Below are 14,139 nucleotides of genomic sequence, written 5' to 3' on the forward strand. Positions count from 1 at the left end.
CAATAGCCGTCATGCGGGCAGGTCTTGCAGTGCATCATCGTTACCCATGTTTCCGGTTCCATCATTGATATCACCTCCTTTCTCGGCGCTTTCGCGGGCTTTACGGTATTCTTCCAGGGCCTTGACATTTTCCGGCTTGCTGTAAAATTCCACGATGTCCGCGCAAAATAAATCGAGCATTGTCCTCACCTCCCTAGAATCGCAGGACGATTTTCTGCCCTGGTTTCAGGCTGGCGTTCTGATCAAGGCCGTTGTTGACACTGACCAGATACATCACTTCCCGGATGTCCATGCCGCGCACATCGGCCAGCGGGCGGCAGATGTCCCAGAGGTTTTCCCCCGATTCGACAACATGCACATCCGCTGGGTCCGCTTTGATTTCTGCGGCGCTGACATCGGCGGGGCGGTCAATGAACCAGCCCAGGCTGAGGGCAATCGCGACGGCTGCAATGGCCGCGCCGGGGATTCCCCGTTTCTTACCTTTTCTCATCAGTACCCGCCCCCTGTCTGTAAGAATAACGCTTCCATGGCGTCGTTCGCCGAGGATTCCAAGGCTTCCAGCGACAGGATAAGGTCTTCATCGTCGATGCCGTAATCAAGCAGGACGTCTTCATAGGACCGTGTTTCTTTGCGGACGATTTTATAGGATTCCACGCCGTCGCAGTCTTGGATCAGGCGCGTATGCCATGTGTAGAGTTTCTGGCCGGCGTCGTCCAGCAGCGAGATGCTGTAGCGCGTCGGTTCGATATTTGCTACTGCTTTCATGTTGTTCTCTCCTTTACATAATCCATGCCCCGGCTTGCTTTAAGATGTCATAGAGCATCGCCGGGATGTTGTCACAGGCCACATTTACAAGCCGCGAATTGCCGCTTTCGATGTCTGTGACGTGTATAGTTTCATCGTCGATCAGTTGGAAGAAAAAATGTTTCTCATCCAATGCCAGCGCCCGTTCGAGGTAAATCAGGGCTTTCATCTTGTTGCGTCGTTCTTTATCGGTCATTCGGTTTCACCTCCTTTAAAATCGGTGTAGGCTGAATCCCGCGTTGGATTCCGCATCCATCGCCCATTCGCGGATCATAACATAGACATCCGGGCCTTCGTATTCGGGGTTAGCTTTTAAAATGTCTTCGGCCAGGTATTTCGCGCCGACTGCTCTATCAATCGCACTCTGTGCGGCCGGCATCATGTCCGGCTTTTTCTGAGCGTCTCGCAGTAATGCTGCTGCGTGATACCATTGGGCGATGAATCCTTTTTTCAGGGCTTCCTTTTCAGCTTTCGTCATAGGTCATTAACCCCCCTTTCGTATTCGTCCATGGCCTCCTTGCGCCATGCAGATACAATTACGTAGGCTTCATCTTCCTCAACCGTCAACGAGAGGACAGTAACGGCCGCCATTGCGTAGCCGTATACGATATTCCAGTGAGCTCTTTCCCGGGCCGCAAGGTCCTTGTCATCGGGATTCTTCTGAGCTTTGGCCTTAGCGGCTAGCGCCTTATCTACATACATCTTGTAGTTTGCCTCTAGGTAGGCTCTTTCGTTCTTTGTCATTTGCTATCACCTCTTTTCAATTAAATCGAGAATGTCATAAACTTCGACACGGCTGACCTTATCGGTCAGTTCGTCGTCAACGCAATTTAGGATAATGGCATAAAAGCCGCCGTCGCATTCGTTGATGAATTCGTTGTGAATGTCCGACAGTTTCAGGTCGCCGCCCTTAGGCGTAGAGACAATCATGAAATGTCTGCCTGCGGTGTCGTAGTGGCCCCGCTCGATGATGATTTTTGGCTTTCTCATTCCAGGACCGCCCCTTCTTTTTCTTCCACTTCATCGGCCCAGGCGCGAACAATGCTATCAGCATTCGATACGCCTTTCGTGACTTGCAGGATATCTGCGATAGCGTACATGTAGCCCCGTGCAACGTTTGCCGCTTCTTCAGCGATTTCTTTTCTTTCCGGTTTTTCTTTGGCGAGCTGTTGCTGATAGATTGCTTGACTCCAGCGGCTTTTAAGATTAATTTCAGCCCGGATAAGTTCTCTCTTCGTCATAGTGTTCTCCTTTTGTTTCTTTTAGGAAACTTTTTGATTAAAAAAAACATCCATTACTTCCCCATCGTCCATGGTAAGTACGTGGATGATGGAGCACATTTCTGCGCGAGTGAATTCAGATAAGCCCCGGATTTTCTTGGACCATGTAGACGGCGGCATCTGAATCGCCATTAAAAAGTCCGACATGGAAAAGCCTCTGAGCTTGATAAGCGCTAATAATTTATTCGGGTTCATATTTTCACCTCCCTCGGTGTCGTTTCCTTTAGGACACTTACAGTATAATGCAATTTCCGATATATGTCAACACTTTAGGAAACTTTTCTTTCTTTTTCGGAAAAAATATTGCTTTTTGGAAACGAAAATAGTATTATATATGTAGGATAAAAAGGAGAGATCGCGATATGAAAGTTAATGAATTAATAGCTAACAGGCGAAAAGAACTAGGTTTGACCTTGGAAGAAGTAGCCGATAAAGTCGGCGTTAGCAAGAGTACCGTTAAGAAATGGGAATCCGGATACATAAAGAACATGCGCCGAGATAACATGGCGCTGCTTGCAGATGCCCTCCACATATCGCCCCTAGATTTGCTAGGCCCTGATGAGGACCCAAAAACAGCTGATGACAGCCGCGGCTATTACGTGGATCCGGAAGTCGCGGCCCTCGCGGAAGAGCTGCGAACGGACCCTAATCGCCGCATCCTTTTCGACGCGACAAAGGACCTGAGTAAAGCCGACATCGATATCGTACTGAATCTGATTAATGGATTGAAAGCGAAAGAAGGTAAAAAGTGAATATTGTACTGACCTATCAGGACCTGCCCGGGCGAATCCGGGCATTGGTCCACATGAATGACGACGGCAGCTATACAATTATCATCAATGCCCGTTGTAATTGGGAAACACAAAAAGCCGCTGTCCTTCATGAGCTGATGCACATTAAAGGCAACGACTTTAGCGCAGACGTCCAGGCGGACATGCTGGAAAAGCTCCTGCATGGCCAGGCCTGCGCGGATGCTGATCTAGATGACTTCCGGTTTTTCATTGCCGGATGAGTATATACAAAAAGAGGAGATGACGTAATGAAAAAATCAATTCTAGCCGCTTTAGCTTTGTCGGCCCTGCTGGTGTCGGGCTGCGGCAGTGATCCCACGAGTGATATTGCCGACGCTACGGGATTAACCAAGGACCAGGCAGGCGCCGTACTCACACAGCTGAAATGTGTCGGCGTGACAAAGTTTGACGGTGTATCTACACTGGACAAGGGCAAAGGTTATTACTATGTCCAGGATGAAAAGTATGGCCGTGTCTTTTTCGGTGTCAAAGACGGCAAACTGGTTTCTATTGAAAATCAGCAAGGCGTCAAAGTGTACGCGTCGGATCAGAAAATCAGTGATCTTGCCGACGTCACGCTGACGGATGCACAGGTAGCAGAATATCAGGTTATCGCCCAGGACGCTGTCAAAAACAAATTGAAAGCCCCATCGACGGCAGACTTTGACAATCTGAAAGTCGTAAAGAGCAAAGACGGCTCTGTCCTGATTTCCGGCACGGTCGACGCGCAGAACAGCTTCGGCGCAAAACTCCGGCGGGGCTTCATGGTAACTGTTGACGCCAATAAACAGGTATCCAGCGTGAATTTCTTATAAGTATCGTCTGATTTAAAGTAAAAAATTCCCCGGCCATCGTCGCGACACGATGCCGGGGATACGCAGGATGTCACATCCTGCGCGATTGTAAAACACTCTTGAAAGGGTTGTGCTTACTGTATCATTATAGCATACACAGCCCATTCGTAGCCATACGAAAGGACTGATTTTTTATATGGAAGAAAGAGCAAAAGCCGTCATCTATGCCCGTTTTTCCTCGGACAAACAACGGGAAGAGTCCATCGACGGCCAGATTCGCGAATGCACCGCCTATGCGGAAAGCCAGAATCTGGAAGTCATCGGCGCCTACATCGACAGGGCCCTGTCCGCCCGGTCTGATAATCGGCCTGATTTCCTGCGTATGATTGCCGACAGCGCGCGGAAGAACTTCCGGTATGTCATTGTGTACCAGCTGGACCGATTCAGCCGCAGCCGTTATGACAGCGCCGTCTATAAGAACAAGCTCAAGAAAAACGGCGTCCGGGTCCTGTCCGCGAAAGAGCACATCGGCGACGATCCCAGCTCTATCATACTTGAATCCATGCTGGAGGGCTACGCGGAATACTACTCTGCCGAGCTGTCCCAGAAGGTCAAGCGCGGCATGACTGAAAACATCTTAGAGGGTAAATGGGTAGGCTGCCGTGTTCCCCTGGGCTACAAGCTGACTGCTGACAAAACGCTGCAAATTGTTTCCCGGGATGCCGATGCCGTTCGTCTGATCTACACGATGTACAATGCCAACGAACGAATCATCGACATTGTCCGATACCTCAACGCGCATCGGTATAAGACAGCCGCAGGCCGAGCCTTTACCCGCAGCAGCCTTACAAAGATATTGGGCAATAAAATATACATTGGTACCTACGAATGGGATGGCCATGTCGTCGAGCAATTCGCCCCGCCTATTCTCGACGATGACGTCTGGGAAGCGGCGCAGAAACGGACCCAGCAGCATAAGCTAAACCCGCGGCCTAAGCGCCGCAGCGCCGATTATGCCCTGACGGGCCTCATCTACTGCGGTGAATGCGGCAACCCGATGACCGGGCAAAGCGGCCGGTCCAAGAACGGCAGCATGTACCGCTATTACCGGTGCAGCACAAAGAACAACTATCACTCCCGTGGAAAGAAACAGCATATCAAGTGCAAATCCCGGAACATCAGCCGCGAAAAAGTAGAAGACCTGGTCCTTGATGAGACGGTCCGCATCCTGAGCAACCCTAAAGCCGTGAAAATCATCGCCAAACAGGCCGCGAACGTACAAAAAATTGATCCCACGGCCCAGGAGCAAGCCCGGATATCGCAGGAGCGTAAAACTATTCAAAGCAAACTCGAAAACTCCATAGCGGCTGTCGAGAATGGATTATGCTCAAAGACAATCGCCGAGAACATCGAGCGGTATGAATCGCGGATCAGCGAATTAGACCAGCAGATCGACGAGCTCAAATTTGCCTACGCCCCTATCCGCATCGACGCCGTCGCTGTCGAATTTTTCCTGAAAAGCCTTCTGAACAAAAAGAAGGACCATGACAAATACCGCCTGGACATGTTCCGGACCTTCATCCGCCAGGTCATCGTCTATGCTGATAAAATCGAGATACGGTACAACTATACTGCCTGCCCACAGATACTAAAAAACCCCGTCAGCATAGCACTGACGGGGCTGCCCGAGTGTTCGGGTAATGATTCTGTGGTGCGCCTAGAAGGATTCGAACCTTCGCACCCGGTTCCGGAGACCGGTGCTCTATCCCCTGAGCTATAGGCGCAAGTAAGTGGTGACCCAGTAGGGATTCGAACCCTAGACCCACAGCTTAGAAGGCTGTTGCTCTATCCAGCTGAGCTACTGAGTCTCAAAAAATGGAGCGGGTGATGGGAATCGAACCCACATAACCAGCTTGGAAGGCTGGCGCTCTACCACTGAGCTACACCCGCATTCGTCGGTAATGGTCGGAGCAGCAGGATTTGAACCTGCGACCCCCTGGTCCCAAGCCAGGTGCGCTACCAAACTGCGCTATGCCCCGCCAACAAAAAACATTATACAAGAAATGAAATAGTTTGTCAACGTTTTTTTAGCTATAGCAGCTATCTTCTACGGGTCTATTTTCTAAATTTCCTATACGGCAGATAACTGTAGTATAACATACTCCCGATACGATAACAACGGGCGAACAATCCGCGAGCGGAGGCTACAATTTGCACCACGTGAATACCTTTTTGACATTGGCCCTCTGGGCGGCCCCTACGCACAAGGCTATTGCCGTATTTTTTTTGCAGTCTGCAGGACCGCGGCGACCTGCGGCCGACCGTCTGCGAACTGCGTTCATTTTACGGTGCGCCGCTGGCGATGACGAGTCCTGTCACGCTGGTGGCGCCTTTTTTTGTCAGCGCCTGGGCACAGGCTTCTAAGGTCGCGCCGGTCGTGAAGATGTCGTCGACGAGGAGAATGTGTTTTCCCTGGACGGGGACGGTTTCTTTGACGGCAAAGGCATCGTGGACATTCTCCTTCCGCTCGTCCCGGCAGAGCTGCCACTGGACTTTCGTCGGCCGCAGGCGCTGCAGGGCGTCGCACCAATCCCAGCGGACCGAAGCCCAGTCGCGAAAGAGGGCTTCGGCCTGGTTAAAACCGCGGCGCTGCAATTTTTCCGGTGCCAGCGGGACGGGTACGACCCGGTCGATGCGGTCGAACCGTTCCGGCCAGGGAAAGCGGTCGAGCAATACCCTGCAGGCCCGGCACTTCCCTTGTTTGCCGTTATATTTGATGTCGTGCAGGATGTGGCGCATGGCGCCGCGGTAATCGGCCAGGCAGTAACAAGCGGCGAGGTGCCTCACTGCCGCCGGCTTGTTGATGCGCCGGGGATGCCAGACAGCGGCCAGGCAGGACTGGCACCAGTCGCCGTCGCTGGCTACCAGGGCCCCGCAGGCCGGACACCGCGGCGGGTATAAGAGATTGAAAAGGTGTGTAATCAGGGACATAGTCTTCCCTCCCTAGACGATGAGCTCTCCTTGCAGGCGCGGGATGAGCAGCGTGAAGCGGCGGCTCGTGCGCTGGTTCTGGACGGCAGTCTGGACAGCCCGCTTGCTGCCGACGAGGATGACTTTCCGCTTGGCCCGGGTGACGGCCGTATAAAAGAGATTACGCTGGAGCATGATGGCATGGCTGTTGACCAGGACCATGATGACCGTGTGGTATTCGCTGCCCTGGCTCTTGTGGACGGTAATGGCATAGGCCAGGGTAATCTCATCGACTTCCTGCCCTTCGTACTTGACGTCCTGTTCGGGATAGCGGACATAGACCATATCCTTCTGGATGGCAAAGATTTCCCCTATATCACCGTTGAAGACGCCTTTTTCATAGTCATTGTGCTTCTGCATGACCTTGTCTCCGACGCGGAAAATCACGTTCTTCCCCTTCAGCTCGCCTTTTCCTTCAGCCGGCGGGTTGAACCGCCCCTGGATGAGCTGATTGAGGTTGTCGACGCCGCAAGGGTTCTTGTACATCGGCGACAGAACCTGGACGGCGAACTTATCCCCCGTTTCCAGGAGCTCGCTGTTATAGAGGGCGCTTATCTTCTCGGCCCCATGGGCTTCGTCTTCGATTTCAACGAAGCGAAATTCCGGGTCTTCATTGACGACGGGCAGACGGCCGCTGTTGATGAGGTGGGCATTGGTCACGATACGCCCTCCTTCTTGCTGACGGAAAATCGTATCCAGGCGGACGACCGGGACCTGTCCCGAGGCGATGATGTCATGCAGGACGGCACCGGCCCCGACCGACGGCAGCTGATCGGCGTCGCCGACGAGGATGCAGCGGCACTGCGGTTTCAAGGCACTGAGGAGATGGTACATCATTTCCATGTCGAGCATAGAGACTTCATCGACGATGACCAGGTCGGCCGGCAGCAGCTTGGTTTCGTTGTATTCAAAGACCTGGATCCGTCCCTGACGACCGTCGGGGATGAGCAGACGGTGAATGGTTTTGGCCTTGCGCTGCGTCGTTTCGGCCAGGCGCTTGGCGGCCCGCCCGGTCGGCGCACAGAGGAGGATGCGCAGCCCTTCCTGTTCGGCCAGGCGGATGATGGTCTGGACGACAGTCGTCTTGCCCGTCCCGGGACCGCCGGTAATGACCGTCATGCCCGATTCCAGCGATTTTTCGACGGCTTCGCGCTGCTTATCGGCCAGTTCAAAGTGGCACGAATCCTGCCAGCGGTCGAGGAAGAGCTGGACATGGGTCTTCATGGGCAGGGGCTTCATGGCTGCCATGTCCTGGATGCGCCGGGCAATATAATTTTCTTCTTCATAGGCTTCCGGCGTATAGACATAGACGGTCCCCTGGAAATCGGCCGTACAGAGCTGGCCCACTTCGATAGCTTCCTTCAGGATATCGTGCAGCCCCAGGGCATCGGCCTGTAAGATGAAAGCCGCCCGGCGGACCAGTTCCGCATCGGGGATGCAGACGTGGCCGTTCTGGGTCATGGTCTGCAAGACATAGGTCAGGCCGGCGCTGAGGCGCTGCGGGTCCTGCCGGTCCATGCCATAGGCTAGGGCCATCTGGTCGGCCGTCTTGAAACCGATGCCGTCGATTTCGGCGATCATGCGGTACGGTTCTTCCGTCAGGACATAGTGGACGTCGTCACCGTATTTCTGCAAGAGCCTGCCGGCGTAGCGCCCGGCGACGCCATGCTGTTCCAGGTCGTAGGCGATATCGTTGACCTGTTTCTCTTCGTAGAATGACTCCGTAATGACGGCCAGTTTCTTCGGGCCAATGCCTTCGACTTCCAGGAGCCGCTGCGGGTCCCTTTCCAATATCTTCATCGTGTCCTTGCCAAAGGCCGCGACGACGCGGTGGGCCAGGGCCGGCCCCAGTCCCTTGACGGCACCGCTTCCCAGGAAGCGTTCGATGCCGTCGACCGATTCAGGGATGATGCGGCTCCAGCCGTCGGCGGCGAACTGGCGGCCATAGCGCTTATGCTGGACCCAGTGGCCCTTGATTTCCAGGCGGTCGCCGACAAGAGGTTTCGTCCCATGGCCGGTGACGGTATACGTCGCGTCGTCGGCTTCGTCATGAAGGCGGAAGACGCGGTAATCCGAGTCGGGCGCTTCAAATAAGAGGCGTTCCGCAATGCCTCGTACTACAATCTGTTCCATCTTCACAGCCCCATATGCTCCCGTTCGTATTTCTTGCTTTCGTCCATGATGCACTGATAAATACGCCGCAGATACGGCGACAATTCCTTCTGGACCGTCAAATTGGCGATTTTATCCAGGACCTGCCGTTCCCGACGGGGGTCGTAGATTTCCATATGATGTTCCTTCTTATAGGCGGCGACTTCGGCGACGACCTGCATGCGCCGTTCCAATATTTTCGTCAAGTCCCGGTCCAATACGTCGATTTCCCGGCGACATTCTTCTAAATCCATACACTGCCCTTCCCTTCTGCAATTAATATCCTTATTATAACATAGTAAAAAAACTGCGGCCAATCCCTATAATCCATTAATCGCATAAACGATTTACGTCCATGCAGAATCTCCATTTGTCAGAGCCCGATTCTTCCTTTATAATGTAAAGGTATGAGTTTTTTTAGATTTTATTTATCAATTCTGTAAAAAAAGGTTGTGATTTTGCATGGAAGAAACTCAACAGCAGCAGGGGCTGCGCCGCAGCCTGAAAGCCCGTCACATGAACATGATCGCCATCGGCGGCGCTATCGGCACGGGCTTATTCGTCGCTGGCGGTGAAACGGTCAGCTCGGCCGGTCCTGGCGGCGCCCTCGTGGCTTACGCCCTCATCGGCATCATGGTTTATTTCCTCATGACGGGCCTCGGCGAAATGGCGTCGTACCTGCCGGTCAGCGGTTCTTTTGAAACCTATGCCAACCGCTATGTCGATAAATCCCTGGGCTTTGCCCTGGGCTGGAACTACTGGTTCAACTGGGCCATCACGGTAGCAGCCGAACTCGTCGCCGGCGCCCTGATCATGAAGTATTGGTTCCCCGACGTACCGGCTGCCATCTGGAGCGGCTTGTTCCTGATCATCCTCTTCGTCCTCAACTACTTGTCGACCCGTTCGTATGGCGAAAGCGAATTTATCTTCGCCGGCATCAAGGTCCTGACCGTCCTGGTCTTCCTCTTCGCCGGGACGCTGCTCATCCTGGGCCTCGGGCCGGAACCGTCGCCGGGCTTTACCAACTGGACCATCGGCGAAGCCCCCTTTGTCGGTGGTTTCACGGCCATGCTGGGCATCTTCATGGTCGCCGGTTTCTCCTTCCAGGGGACGGAAATGATCGGCATCGCAGCCGGTGAAAGTGAAGATCCGGAAAAGAACGTGCCCCGCGCCGTCCACTCCATCTTCTGGCGTATCCTGATTTTCTATTTAGGCGCCTTCACGGTCATCGGTTTCCTCATCCCCTATACGGACCCGAACCTGCTCAACACGAACATCGAAAACATCTCCATCAGCCCGTTCACGCTGGTCTTTGAACGCTTCGGCCTGGCCGCAGCCGCTTCCATCATGAACGCCGTCATCCTGACCGCCGTCCTGTCGGCAGGCAACTCGGGCCTCTACGTTTCGACGCGTATGCTCTACGCCATGGCTGAAACGGGACAGGCTCCGAAATGCTTCCTCAAGCTGAACAAGCGCGGCGTCCCGTCGTATGCCCTGTTCGCTACGGTCGTCTTCGGCCTGGCCGCTTTCCTGACGTCCCTCATCGGCGAAGGCAAAGCCTATGACTGGCTGGTCAACATCAGCGGCATGGCCGGTTTCATCACCTGGATAGGCATCGCCATCTGCCACTTCCGTTTCCGCCGGGCCTACGTCGCCCAGGGCAAGGACTTGAAAGACCTGCCTTATAAAGCCACGTGGTTCCCCTTCGGCCCCCTCCTGGCCCTGATCATGTGCATCATCGTCACGGCCGGCCAGAACTACTCGGCCTTCACAGGCGCTGAAATCGACTGGTACGGAGCCAGCGTAGCCTACATCGGCATCCCTGTCTTCTTAGCCGTCTTCTTCTATCATAAAATCAAACATAAGACCCACCTCATCCCCTTGAAAGAAGTCAATCTTTCCCGGGATAAGTAGGAAAAAGAGGCTGTCGCATTAAGACAGCCTCTTTTTCCGTTGATCGTAGGTCGTTCATCGTTTGTCGTATGGGATTAAAAATATCAATCCATCGCGATGAACGATGAACTACGAACAAAAAACTTTTAAGTTTAAGGGGCCTCACATGATGGTAGAAGCCTTCGTGCAACAGTCCCTTTTTAAGTAGTTATGAAAGGGACTGGGTAAGATTCTGAATACATCTTTTGGAAATCAGAAAATCAATACGTCTTCAGGGTCATACGTGTTTTTAGCCCCATAGTGCTCTATTTTTGATTGATATTTTTTACCGAGGTTATAGAATCGGATGCTATCTTTATTTTCATCCATAATTTTAATCAACTGATGTTTCAACAGCATCAATTCATCTGGCTGTAACAGACACTCAAAAACTGAATTCTGTACCCGCTGTCCGTACTTTTCGCACTGTTTAGCCACCTGATGCAGTCGCCGTTTTCCAGCATCATCTTCCGTACTGACATCATAAGTTACTAATACCAACATAGGCTCATCTCATTTCCATAAAAACGAAGGATATACATCTAAGTCACCACGTAATACCTTTCCCAATAATTGTGCCTGCACAAAAGGCACCAATCCCCAAGGTATTTTTTCATCTAAAAAAGGATGTTTGATGATATCTTTCTTACGATTCTGCCAATCTGTCAGGAAAATTTTCCTGCCTTTATCATTCAACAATACGGCTCCATTTTCTTGTCGCTCAAAGGCACTAGCATTTATTTTACGATTATTTATCAATGTTAAGACAAAACGGTCCGCATAGATACTACGAAGTTCTTCCATTAGATCCAAGGCCAATGAAATACGTCCCGGCCGGTCACGATGTAAGAAGCCTACATAAGCATCGAGTCCCACCGCTTCCAAGGCAGAAGCACAATCATTTGCCAAAATAGTATAACAAAAAGAAAGTAACGCATTGACAGAATCCTTAGGCGGTCGTTTCATCCGTTGTTTAAAAGAAAAAATTTTCTTATTTTGTAAAATCAGATGATCAAATACTGAAAAATACAAGCTGGCCGCTTCTCCTTCGTAACCGCGTAAGCTGTCTAAATCACAACACTTCCTGGCCTCCTTTGCCAACCGAAGTAACGACGAGCTGATTTCTTTCAAAGATTGTATATCAAAACTCATAGGATGATCCCGTTTGGCTCTTTCCAGTACACTGCGGGAATTGAATATTTTTCCAACAATAAAATATTTGGCGATTTGGCAGCTTCGTATTTCATCATCAGAACAACGATACTGCTCTTTTCGCAACAAAACATTTCCTTGCGTCGTACCCACTGTTCTGGCTAAAAACCTGCCATTGGGGCGATAAAAACAAAGACCTATATTTCTTTTAGCACATTCCCCCATCAAGGCCGGAGATGCCCCTTTATAGCCAAAATAAACAATCTGTTCCAACGTATGGAGTGGAAATTTCCCCAAGACTTTTTCATCCAGTAAAATGATAATATTATCGTTTTCCAATGCCAGATACGTTTCTGGAGTCATGACATATAATGTATTCAATAGTTTTCTCATACGTCGTCGCTTCCTAACATAGCTTCATAATACGGTTGGGCAGACTTCTTTTTACAAATAACGGGTAGGCAGATTTCTTTCAAAGAACAACTGGGGCAGCCCTTTTTAGGCCGTACTTTGGGAATATATCCGCGTTTAAAATAATCATGCATCATTTCCAGCATATTTCTAACTTCTTGGCGTAAAGGTTCTGTTAGCTCAACAGGTTCCCTTCTATGTGTTTCGTGATAATATAAAGCCCCTTGATATATAGAAACACCTAACATCTCTTCTAAACACATCGCTTGGCAACATAGTTGAAGACGATCTGCATTAATATCCTTTGTTTTCCCTCGTTTGTACTCAATAGGAAATGGAAGCCATAAGCCATTATGTCCATATAAACGACCTCCACCATCATCCCGGTGAAATTCCACCACATCACATTGTCCAGTTACACCTAAAGTCCTTGAAGCAATCCGAATCCCGCGAGAAATAAGAATTTCACCACGCTTCTCTATAAAATCTGGATTATGGCAATTTTCATGGATAATATTGCCTTCCATCGTCTTCATGTTTTCATCCCAAACCTGGTCGATGTGAATCAAGGCCCATTGTCGAGGACAAAATGAAAAATGTTGTATCCCTGAAATCATCAAAAAATCATCTTCATCGTATTCCATAACAGACACCCCCTCATTATATTGTAAAATTCGACTGCTGATCTATAAAAACATTTCCCCATCCCAATACGGATTCTCACCATTGAAGATTCTCTTCCGCAGTAATTTTGCCCGAACAATCTAAAGCAAGTTAACATTCTTTTTTCCCATGAAAGGTGATACTTGTAAGTATCCGTACAAGGCGGAGCCTCCATGTGATTTCAATCCACGCACCCATGAAGAGTGCGACCCACTGCCGGCGTTACTCATGACGTTATTTGTCTGATTTCAATCCACGCACCCATGAAGGGTGCGACCCACGGCAGGTCGCCGGTGGCTACCGTGCGGCTTTAATTTCAATCCACGCACCCATGAAGGGTGCGACCCGGCGTACGGCTAAGCGGACGCCTGTCTCTAAGTTATTTCAATCCACGCACCCATGAAGGGTGCGACGTCCCGATAGTTGGCCTTGATGTCCTCTCCTTTCGTATTTCAATCCACGCACCCATGAAGGGTGCGACCGAACGGGGACTGGGATACACAGATAAGGGATTTATTTCAATCCACGCACCCATGAAGGGTGCGACGACGCCCCACGCCAAGGACCTCTACGACGACTGGATTTCAATCCACGCACCCATGAAGGGTGCGACTCGGCACCGAAACCCATACCGTCGGCCTTTTTAATTTCAATCCACGCACCCATGAAGGGTGCGACGCGGTAAGAAACTCCGGTGTACCTGCTTTTACAACATTTCAATCCACGCACCCATGAAGGGTGCGACGTCGAGTGGGCGATTTCATGGGCGCAGGTGGCGTAATTTCAATCCACGCACCCATGAAGGGTGCGACGGCCCCTATCGTGGGAAACAGGCTGCCGTGATGACATTTCAATCCACGCACCCATGAAGGGTGCGACGCGCGTAGCATGACGAGCAAGGAAAAGGAACTGTTATTTCAATCCACGCACCCATGAAGGGTGCGACACGAGCGCCACCACGGGGCCAGGGCGGCAGAAATACATTTCAATCCACGCACCCATGAAGGGTGCGACGTAGTAGGCGTTATATTTAGTGCCACCTGGAAAGATTTCAATCCACGCACCCATGAAGGGTGCGACAACGCATCCGCAGCGTCATAGACCGCGCCTGCCGGATTTCAATCCACGCAC

Annotated in this window: 19 protein-coding genes, 4 tRNA genes, 1 pseudogene and 1 CRISPR repeat array (1 of these 25 running past the window's edge); of the genes and pseudogenes, 5 read left to right on the forward strand and 19 right to left on the reverse strand. The window is 51.3% G+C overall.

Translation table 11 applies throughout. The features are described from left to right. Nucleotides 1–9: 9 nt before the first annotated feature. The 9 genes from NOS26_RS11000 to NOS26_RS11040 are packed head-to-tail and all read right to left on the reverse strand — an operon-like array spanning nt 10 to nt 2,279. Entirely contained in the window at nt 10–180 is a 171-nt protein-coding gene (locus NOS26_RS11000; RefSeq protein WP_255917782.1) for a hypothetical protein, read from the reverse strand. 13 nt (nt 181–193) lie between these two features. Continuing rightward, the gene (locus NOS26_RS11005; RefSeq protein WP_072983470.1) at nt 194–490 is read right to left on the reverse strand and encodes a LysM domain-containing protein; all 297 of its coding nucleotides are present in this window, start codon (nt 488–490) and stop codon (nt 194–196) included. After that, complete coding sequence (locus NOS26_RS11010; RefSeq protein WP_255917783.1) at nt 490–765, reverse strand: hypothetical protein; 276 nt, start codon at nt 763–765, stop codon at nt 490–492. The genes NOS26_RS11005 and NOS26_RS11010 overlap by 1 nt, the downstream gene beginning before the upstream one ends. 13 nt (nt 766–778) lie before the next feature. After that, entirely contained in the window at nt 779–1,000 is a 222-nt protein-coding gene (locus NOS26_RS11015; RefSeq protein ID WP_255917784.1) for a hypothetical protein, read from the reverse strand. Between the two features lie 15 nt (nt 1,001–1,015). After that, nucleotides 1,016–1,282: a hypothetical protein gene (locus NOS26_RS11020; protein WP_255917785.1), complete on the reverse strand. Its 267-nt coding sequence runs from the start codon at nt 1,280–1,282 to the stop codon at nt 1,016–1,018. Further along, nucleotides 1,279–1,548, reverse strand: coding sequence for a hypothetical protein (locus tag NOS26_RS11025; RefSeq protein ID WP_255917786.1), 270 nt, complete (start codon nt 1,546–1,548; stop codon nt 1,279–1,281). The genes NOS26_RS11020 and NOS26_RS11025 overlap by 4 nt, the downstream gene beginning before the upstream one ends. A gap of 6 nt (nt 1,549–1,554) precedes the next feature. Continuing rightward, a complete protein-coding gene (locus NOS26_RS11030; protein ID WP_255917787.1) occupies nt 1,555–1,794 on the reverse strand; it encodes a hypothetical protein in 240 nt (79 codons plus the stop codon). Further along, nucleotides 1,791–2,045 carry a hypothetical protein gene (locus NOS26_RS11035; protein ID WP_255917788.1) on the reverse strand — a complete coding sequence of 85 codons (255 nt, stop codon included), beginning with the start codon at nt 2,043–2,045 and terminating at the stop codon, nt 1,791–1,793. The genes NOS26_RS11030 and NOS26_RS11035 overlap by 4 nt, the downstream gene beginning before the upstream one ends. Before the next feature lie 21 nt (nt 2,046–2,066). Continuing rightward, nucleotides 2,067–2,279 (reverse strand): hypothetical protein, encoded by a 213-nt coding sequence (locus tag NOS26_RS11040; protein ID WP_255917789.1) that lies wholly within the window; start codon nt 2,277–2,279, stop codon nt 2,067–2,069. Between the two features lie 167 nt (nt 2,280–2,446). Between NOS26_RS11040 and NOS26_RS11045 the strand changes: the two genes are divergently transcribed. The 4 genes and pseudogenes from NOS26_RS11045 to NOS26_RS11745 form a co-directional block, all read left to right on the forward strand. Then, nucleotides 2,447–2,836 (forward strand): helix-turn-helix domain-containing protein, encoded by a 390-nt coding sequence (locus tag NOS26_RS11045; protein WP_255917790.1) that lies wholly within the window; start codon nt 2,447–2,449, stop codon nt 2,834–2,836. Then, complete coding sequence (locus NOS26_RS11050) at nt 2,833–3,096, forward strand: hypothetical protein (RefSeq protein WP_255917791.1); 264 nt, start codon at nt 2,833–2,835, stop codon at nt 3,094–3,096. The genes NOS26_RS11045 and NOS26_RS11050 overlap by 4 nt, the downstream gene beginning before the upstream one ends. Nucleotides 3,097–3,123: 27 nt before the next feature. Continuing rightward, entirely contained in the window at nt 3,124–3,690 is a 567-nt protein-coding gene (locus tag NOS26_RS11055) for a hypothetical protein (protein ID WP_255917792.1), read from the forward strand. Between the two features lie 175 nt (nt 3,691–3,865). Continuing rightward, nucleotides 3,866–4,825: pseudogene (locus tag NOS26_RS11745) on the forward strand (recombinase family protein); the annotation flags it as partial. Nucleotides 4,826–5,378: 553 nt separating this feature from the next. Here the strand turns inward: NOS26_RS11745 and NOS26_RS11070 are convergent. The 7 genes from NOS26_RS11070 to NOS26_RS11100 all read right to left on the reverse strand — a co-directional run bounded on the left by NOS26_RS11070 (nt 5,379) and on the right by NOS26_RS11100 (nt 9,104). After that, nucleotides 5,379–5,453: transfer RNA gene (locus NOS26_RS11070), tRNA-Arg, on the reverse strand. Nucleotides 5,454–5,460: 7 nt separating this feature from the next. Continuing rightward, nucleotides 5,461–5,537 (reverse strand) — tRNA-Arg (locus tag NOS26_RS11075). 8 nt (nt 5,538–5,545) lie between these two features. Further along, nucleotides 5,546–5,619, reverse strand: a tRNA-Gly gene (locus NOS26_RS11080). Nucleotides 5,620–5,631: 12 nt separating this feature from the next. After that, nucleotides 5,632–5,708: transfer RNA gene (locus NOS26_RS11085), tRNA-Pro, on the reverse strand. A gap of 304 nt (nt 5,709–6,012) precedes the next feature. Next, the gene (locus tag NOS26_RS11090) at nt 6,013–6,660 is read right to left on the reverse strand and encodes a ComF family protein (RefSeq protein ID WP_255917795.1); all 648 of its coding nucleotides are present in this window, start codon (nt 6,658–6,660) and stop codon (nt 6,013–6,015) included. Between the two features lie 12 nt (nt 6,661–6,672). Then, the gene (locus NOS26_RS11095) at nt 6,673–8,832 is read right to left on the reverse strand and encodes an ATP-dependent RecD-like DNA helicase (protein WP_255917796.1); all 2,160 of its coding nucleotides are present in this window, start codon (nt 8,830–8,832) and stop codon (nt 6,673–6,675) included. 2 nt (nt 8,833–8,834) lie between these two features. After that, nucleotides 8,835–9,104, reverse strand: coding sequence for a chorismate mutase (locus NOS26_RS11100; protein WP_014016549.1), 270 nt, complete (start codon nt 9,102–9,104; stop codon nt 8,835–8,837). A gap of 208 nt (nt 9,105–9,312) precedes the next feature. On the opposite strand from NOS26_RS11100, the gene NOS26_RS11105 reads away from it, so the two are divergent. Continuing rightward, on the forward strand, nt 9,313–10,764 hold the full coding sequence (locus NOS26_RS11105; RefSeq protein ID WP_014016548.1) for an amino acid permease: 1,452 nt from the start codon (nt 9,313–9,315) through the stop codon (nt 10,762–10,764). Nucleotides 10,765–10,995: 231 nt separating this feature from the next. Here NOS26_RS11105 and cas2 read toward each other — a convergent pair whose 3' ends face one another. Genes cas2 through cas4 form a run of 3 tightly spaced genes read right to left on the reverse strand, consistent with a single transcriptional unit; the run spans nt 10,996 to nt 12,989 of the window. Beyond that, entirely contained in the window at nt 10,996–11,286 is a 291-nt protein-coding gene (gene cas2 / locus NOS26_RS11110) for a CRISPR-associated endonuclease Cas2 (RefSeq protein ID WP_014016547.1), read from the reverse strand. 9 nt (nt 11,287–11,295) lie between these two features. Then, a complete protein-coding gene (cas1c, locus tag NOS26_RS11115; RefSeq protein ID WP_255917797.1) occupies nt 11,296–12,327 on the reverse strand; it encodes a type I-C CRISPR-associated endonuclease Cas1c in 1,032 nt (343 codons plus the stop codon). Continuing rightward, nucleotides 12,324–12,989, reverse strand: coding sequence for a CRISPR-associated protein Cas4 (gene cas4 / locus NOS26_RS11120; protein WP_255917798.1), 666 nt, complete (start codon nt 12,987–12,989; stop codon nt 12,324–12,326). Before cas4 ends, cas1c begins: the two co-directional genes overlap by 4 nt. 197 nt (nt 12,990–13,186) lie before the next feature. Beyond that, nucleotides 13,187–14,139: a CRISPR direct-repeat array (repeat unit 32 nt; unit sequence ATTTCAATCCACGCACCCATGAAGGGTGCGAC) (it continues 622 nt past the right edge of the window).

The sequence above is a fragment of the Megasphaera sp. SC8-1 genome, assembly GCF_024436295.1.
Classification (GTDB): domain Bacteria; phylum Bacillota; class Negativicutes; order Veillonellales; family Megasphaeraceae; genus Megasphaera; species Megasphaera elsdenii.

Bases quoted from the DNA above. Each gene is read 5' to 3' on its own strand.
- NOS26_RS11000 (WP_255917782.1), bottom strand. From the start codon at position 180: ATGCTCGATTTATTTTGCGCGGACATCGTGGAATTTTACAGCAAGCCG.
- NOS26_RS11005 (WP_072983470.1), bottom strand. From the start codon at position 490: ATGAGAAAAGGTAAGAAACGGGGAATCCCCGGCGCGGCCATTGCAGCC.
- NOS26_RS11010 (WP_255917783.1), bottom strand. From the start codon at position 765: ATGAAAGCAGTAGCAAATATCGAACCGACGCGCTACAGCATCTCGCTG.
- NOS26_RS11015 (WP_255917784.1), bottom strand. From the start codon at position 1,000: ATGACCGATAAAGAACGACGCAACAAGATGAAAGCCCTGATTTACCTC.
- NOS26_RS11020 (WP_255917785.1), bottom strand. From the start codon at position 1,282: ATGACGAAAGCTGAAAAGGAAGCCCTGAAAAAAGGATTCATCGCCCAA.
- NOS26_RS11025 (WP_255917786.1), bottom strand. From the start codon at position 1,548: ATGACAAAGAACGAAAGAGCCTACCTAGAGGCAAACTACAAGATGTAT.
- NOS26_RS11030 (WP_255917787.1), bottom strand. From the start codon at position 1,794: ATGAGAAAGCCAAAAATCATCATCGAGCGGGGCCACTACGACACCGCA.
- NOS26_RS11035 (WP_255917788.1), bottom strand. From the start codon at position 2,045: ATGACGAAGAGAGAACTTATCCGGGCTGAAATTAATCTTAAAAGCCGC.
- NOS26_RS11040 (WP_255917789.1), bottom strand. From the start codon at position 2,279: ATGAACCCGAATAAATTATTAGCGCTTATCAAGCTCAGAGGCTTTTCC.
- NOS26_RS11045 (WP_255917790.1), top strand. From the start codon at position 2,447: ATGAAAGTTAATGAATTAATAGCTAACAGGCGAAAAGAACTAGGTTTG.
- NOS26_RS11055 (WP_255917792.1), top strand. From the start codon at position 3,124: ATGAAAAAATCAATTCTAGCCGCTTTAGCTTTGTCGGCCCTGCTGGTG.
- NOS26_RS11090 (WP_255917795.1), bottom strand. From the start codon at position 6,660: ATGTCCCTGATTACACACCTTTTCAATCTCTTATACCCGCCGCGGTGT.
- NOS26_RS11095 (WP_255917796.1), bottom strand. From the start codon at position 8,832: ATGGAACAGATTGTAGTACGAGGCATTGCGGAACGCCTCTTATTTGAA.
- NOS26_RS11100 (WP_014016549.1), bottom strand. From the start codon at position 9,104: ATGGATTTAGAAGAATGTCGCCGGGAAATCGACGTATTGGACCGGGAC.
- NOS26_RS11105 (WP_014016548.1), top strand. From the start codon at position 9,313: ATGGAAGAAACTCAACAGCAGCAGGGGCTGCGCCGCAGCCTGAAAGCC.
- cas2 (WP_014016547.1), bottom strand. From the start codon at position 11,286: ATGTTGGTATTAGTAACTTATGATGTCAGTACGGAAGATGATGCTGGA.
- cas1c (WP_255917797.1), bottom strand. From the start codon at position 12,327: ATGAGAAAACTATTGAATACATTATATGTCATGACTCCAGAAACGTAT.
- cas4 (WP_255917798.1), bottom strand. From the start codon at position 12,989: ATGGAATACGATGAAGATGATTTTTTGATGATTTCAGGGATACAACAT.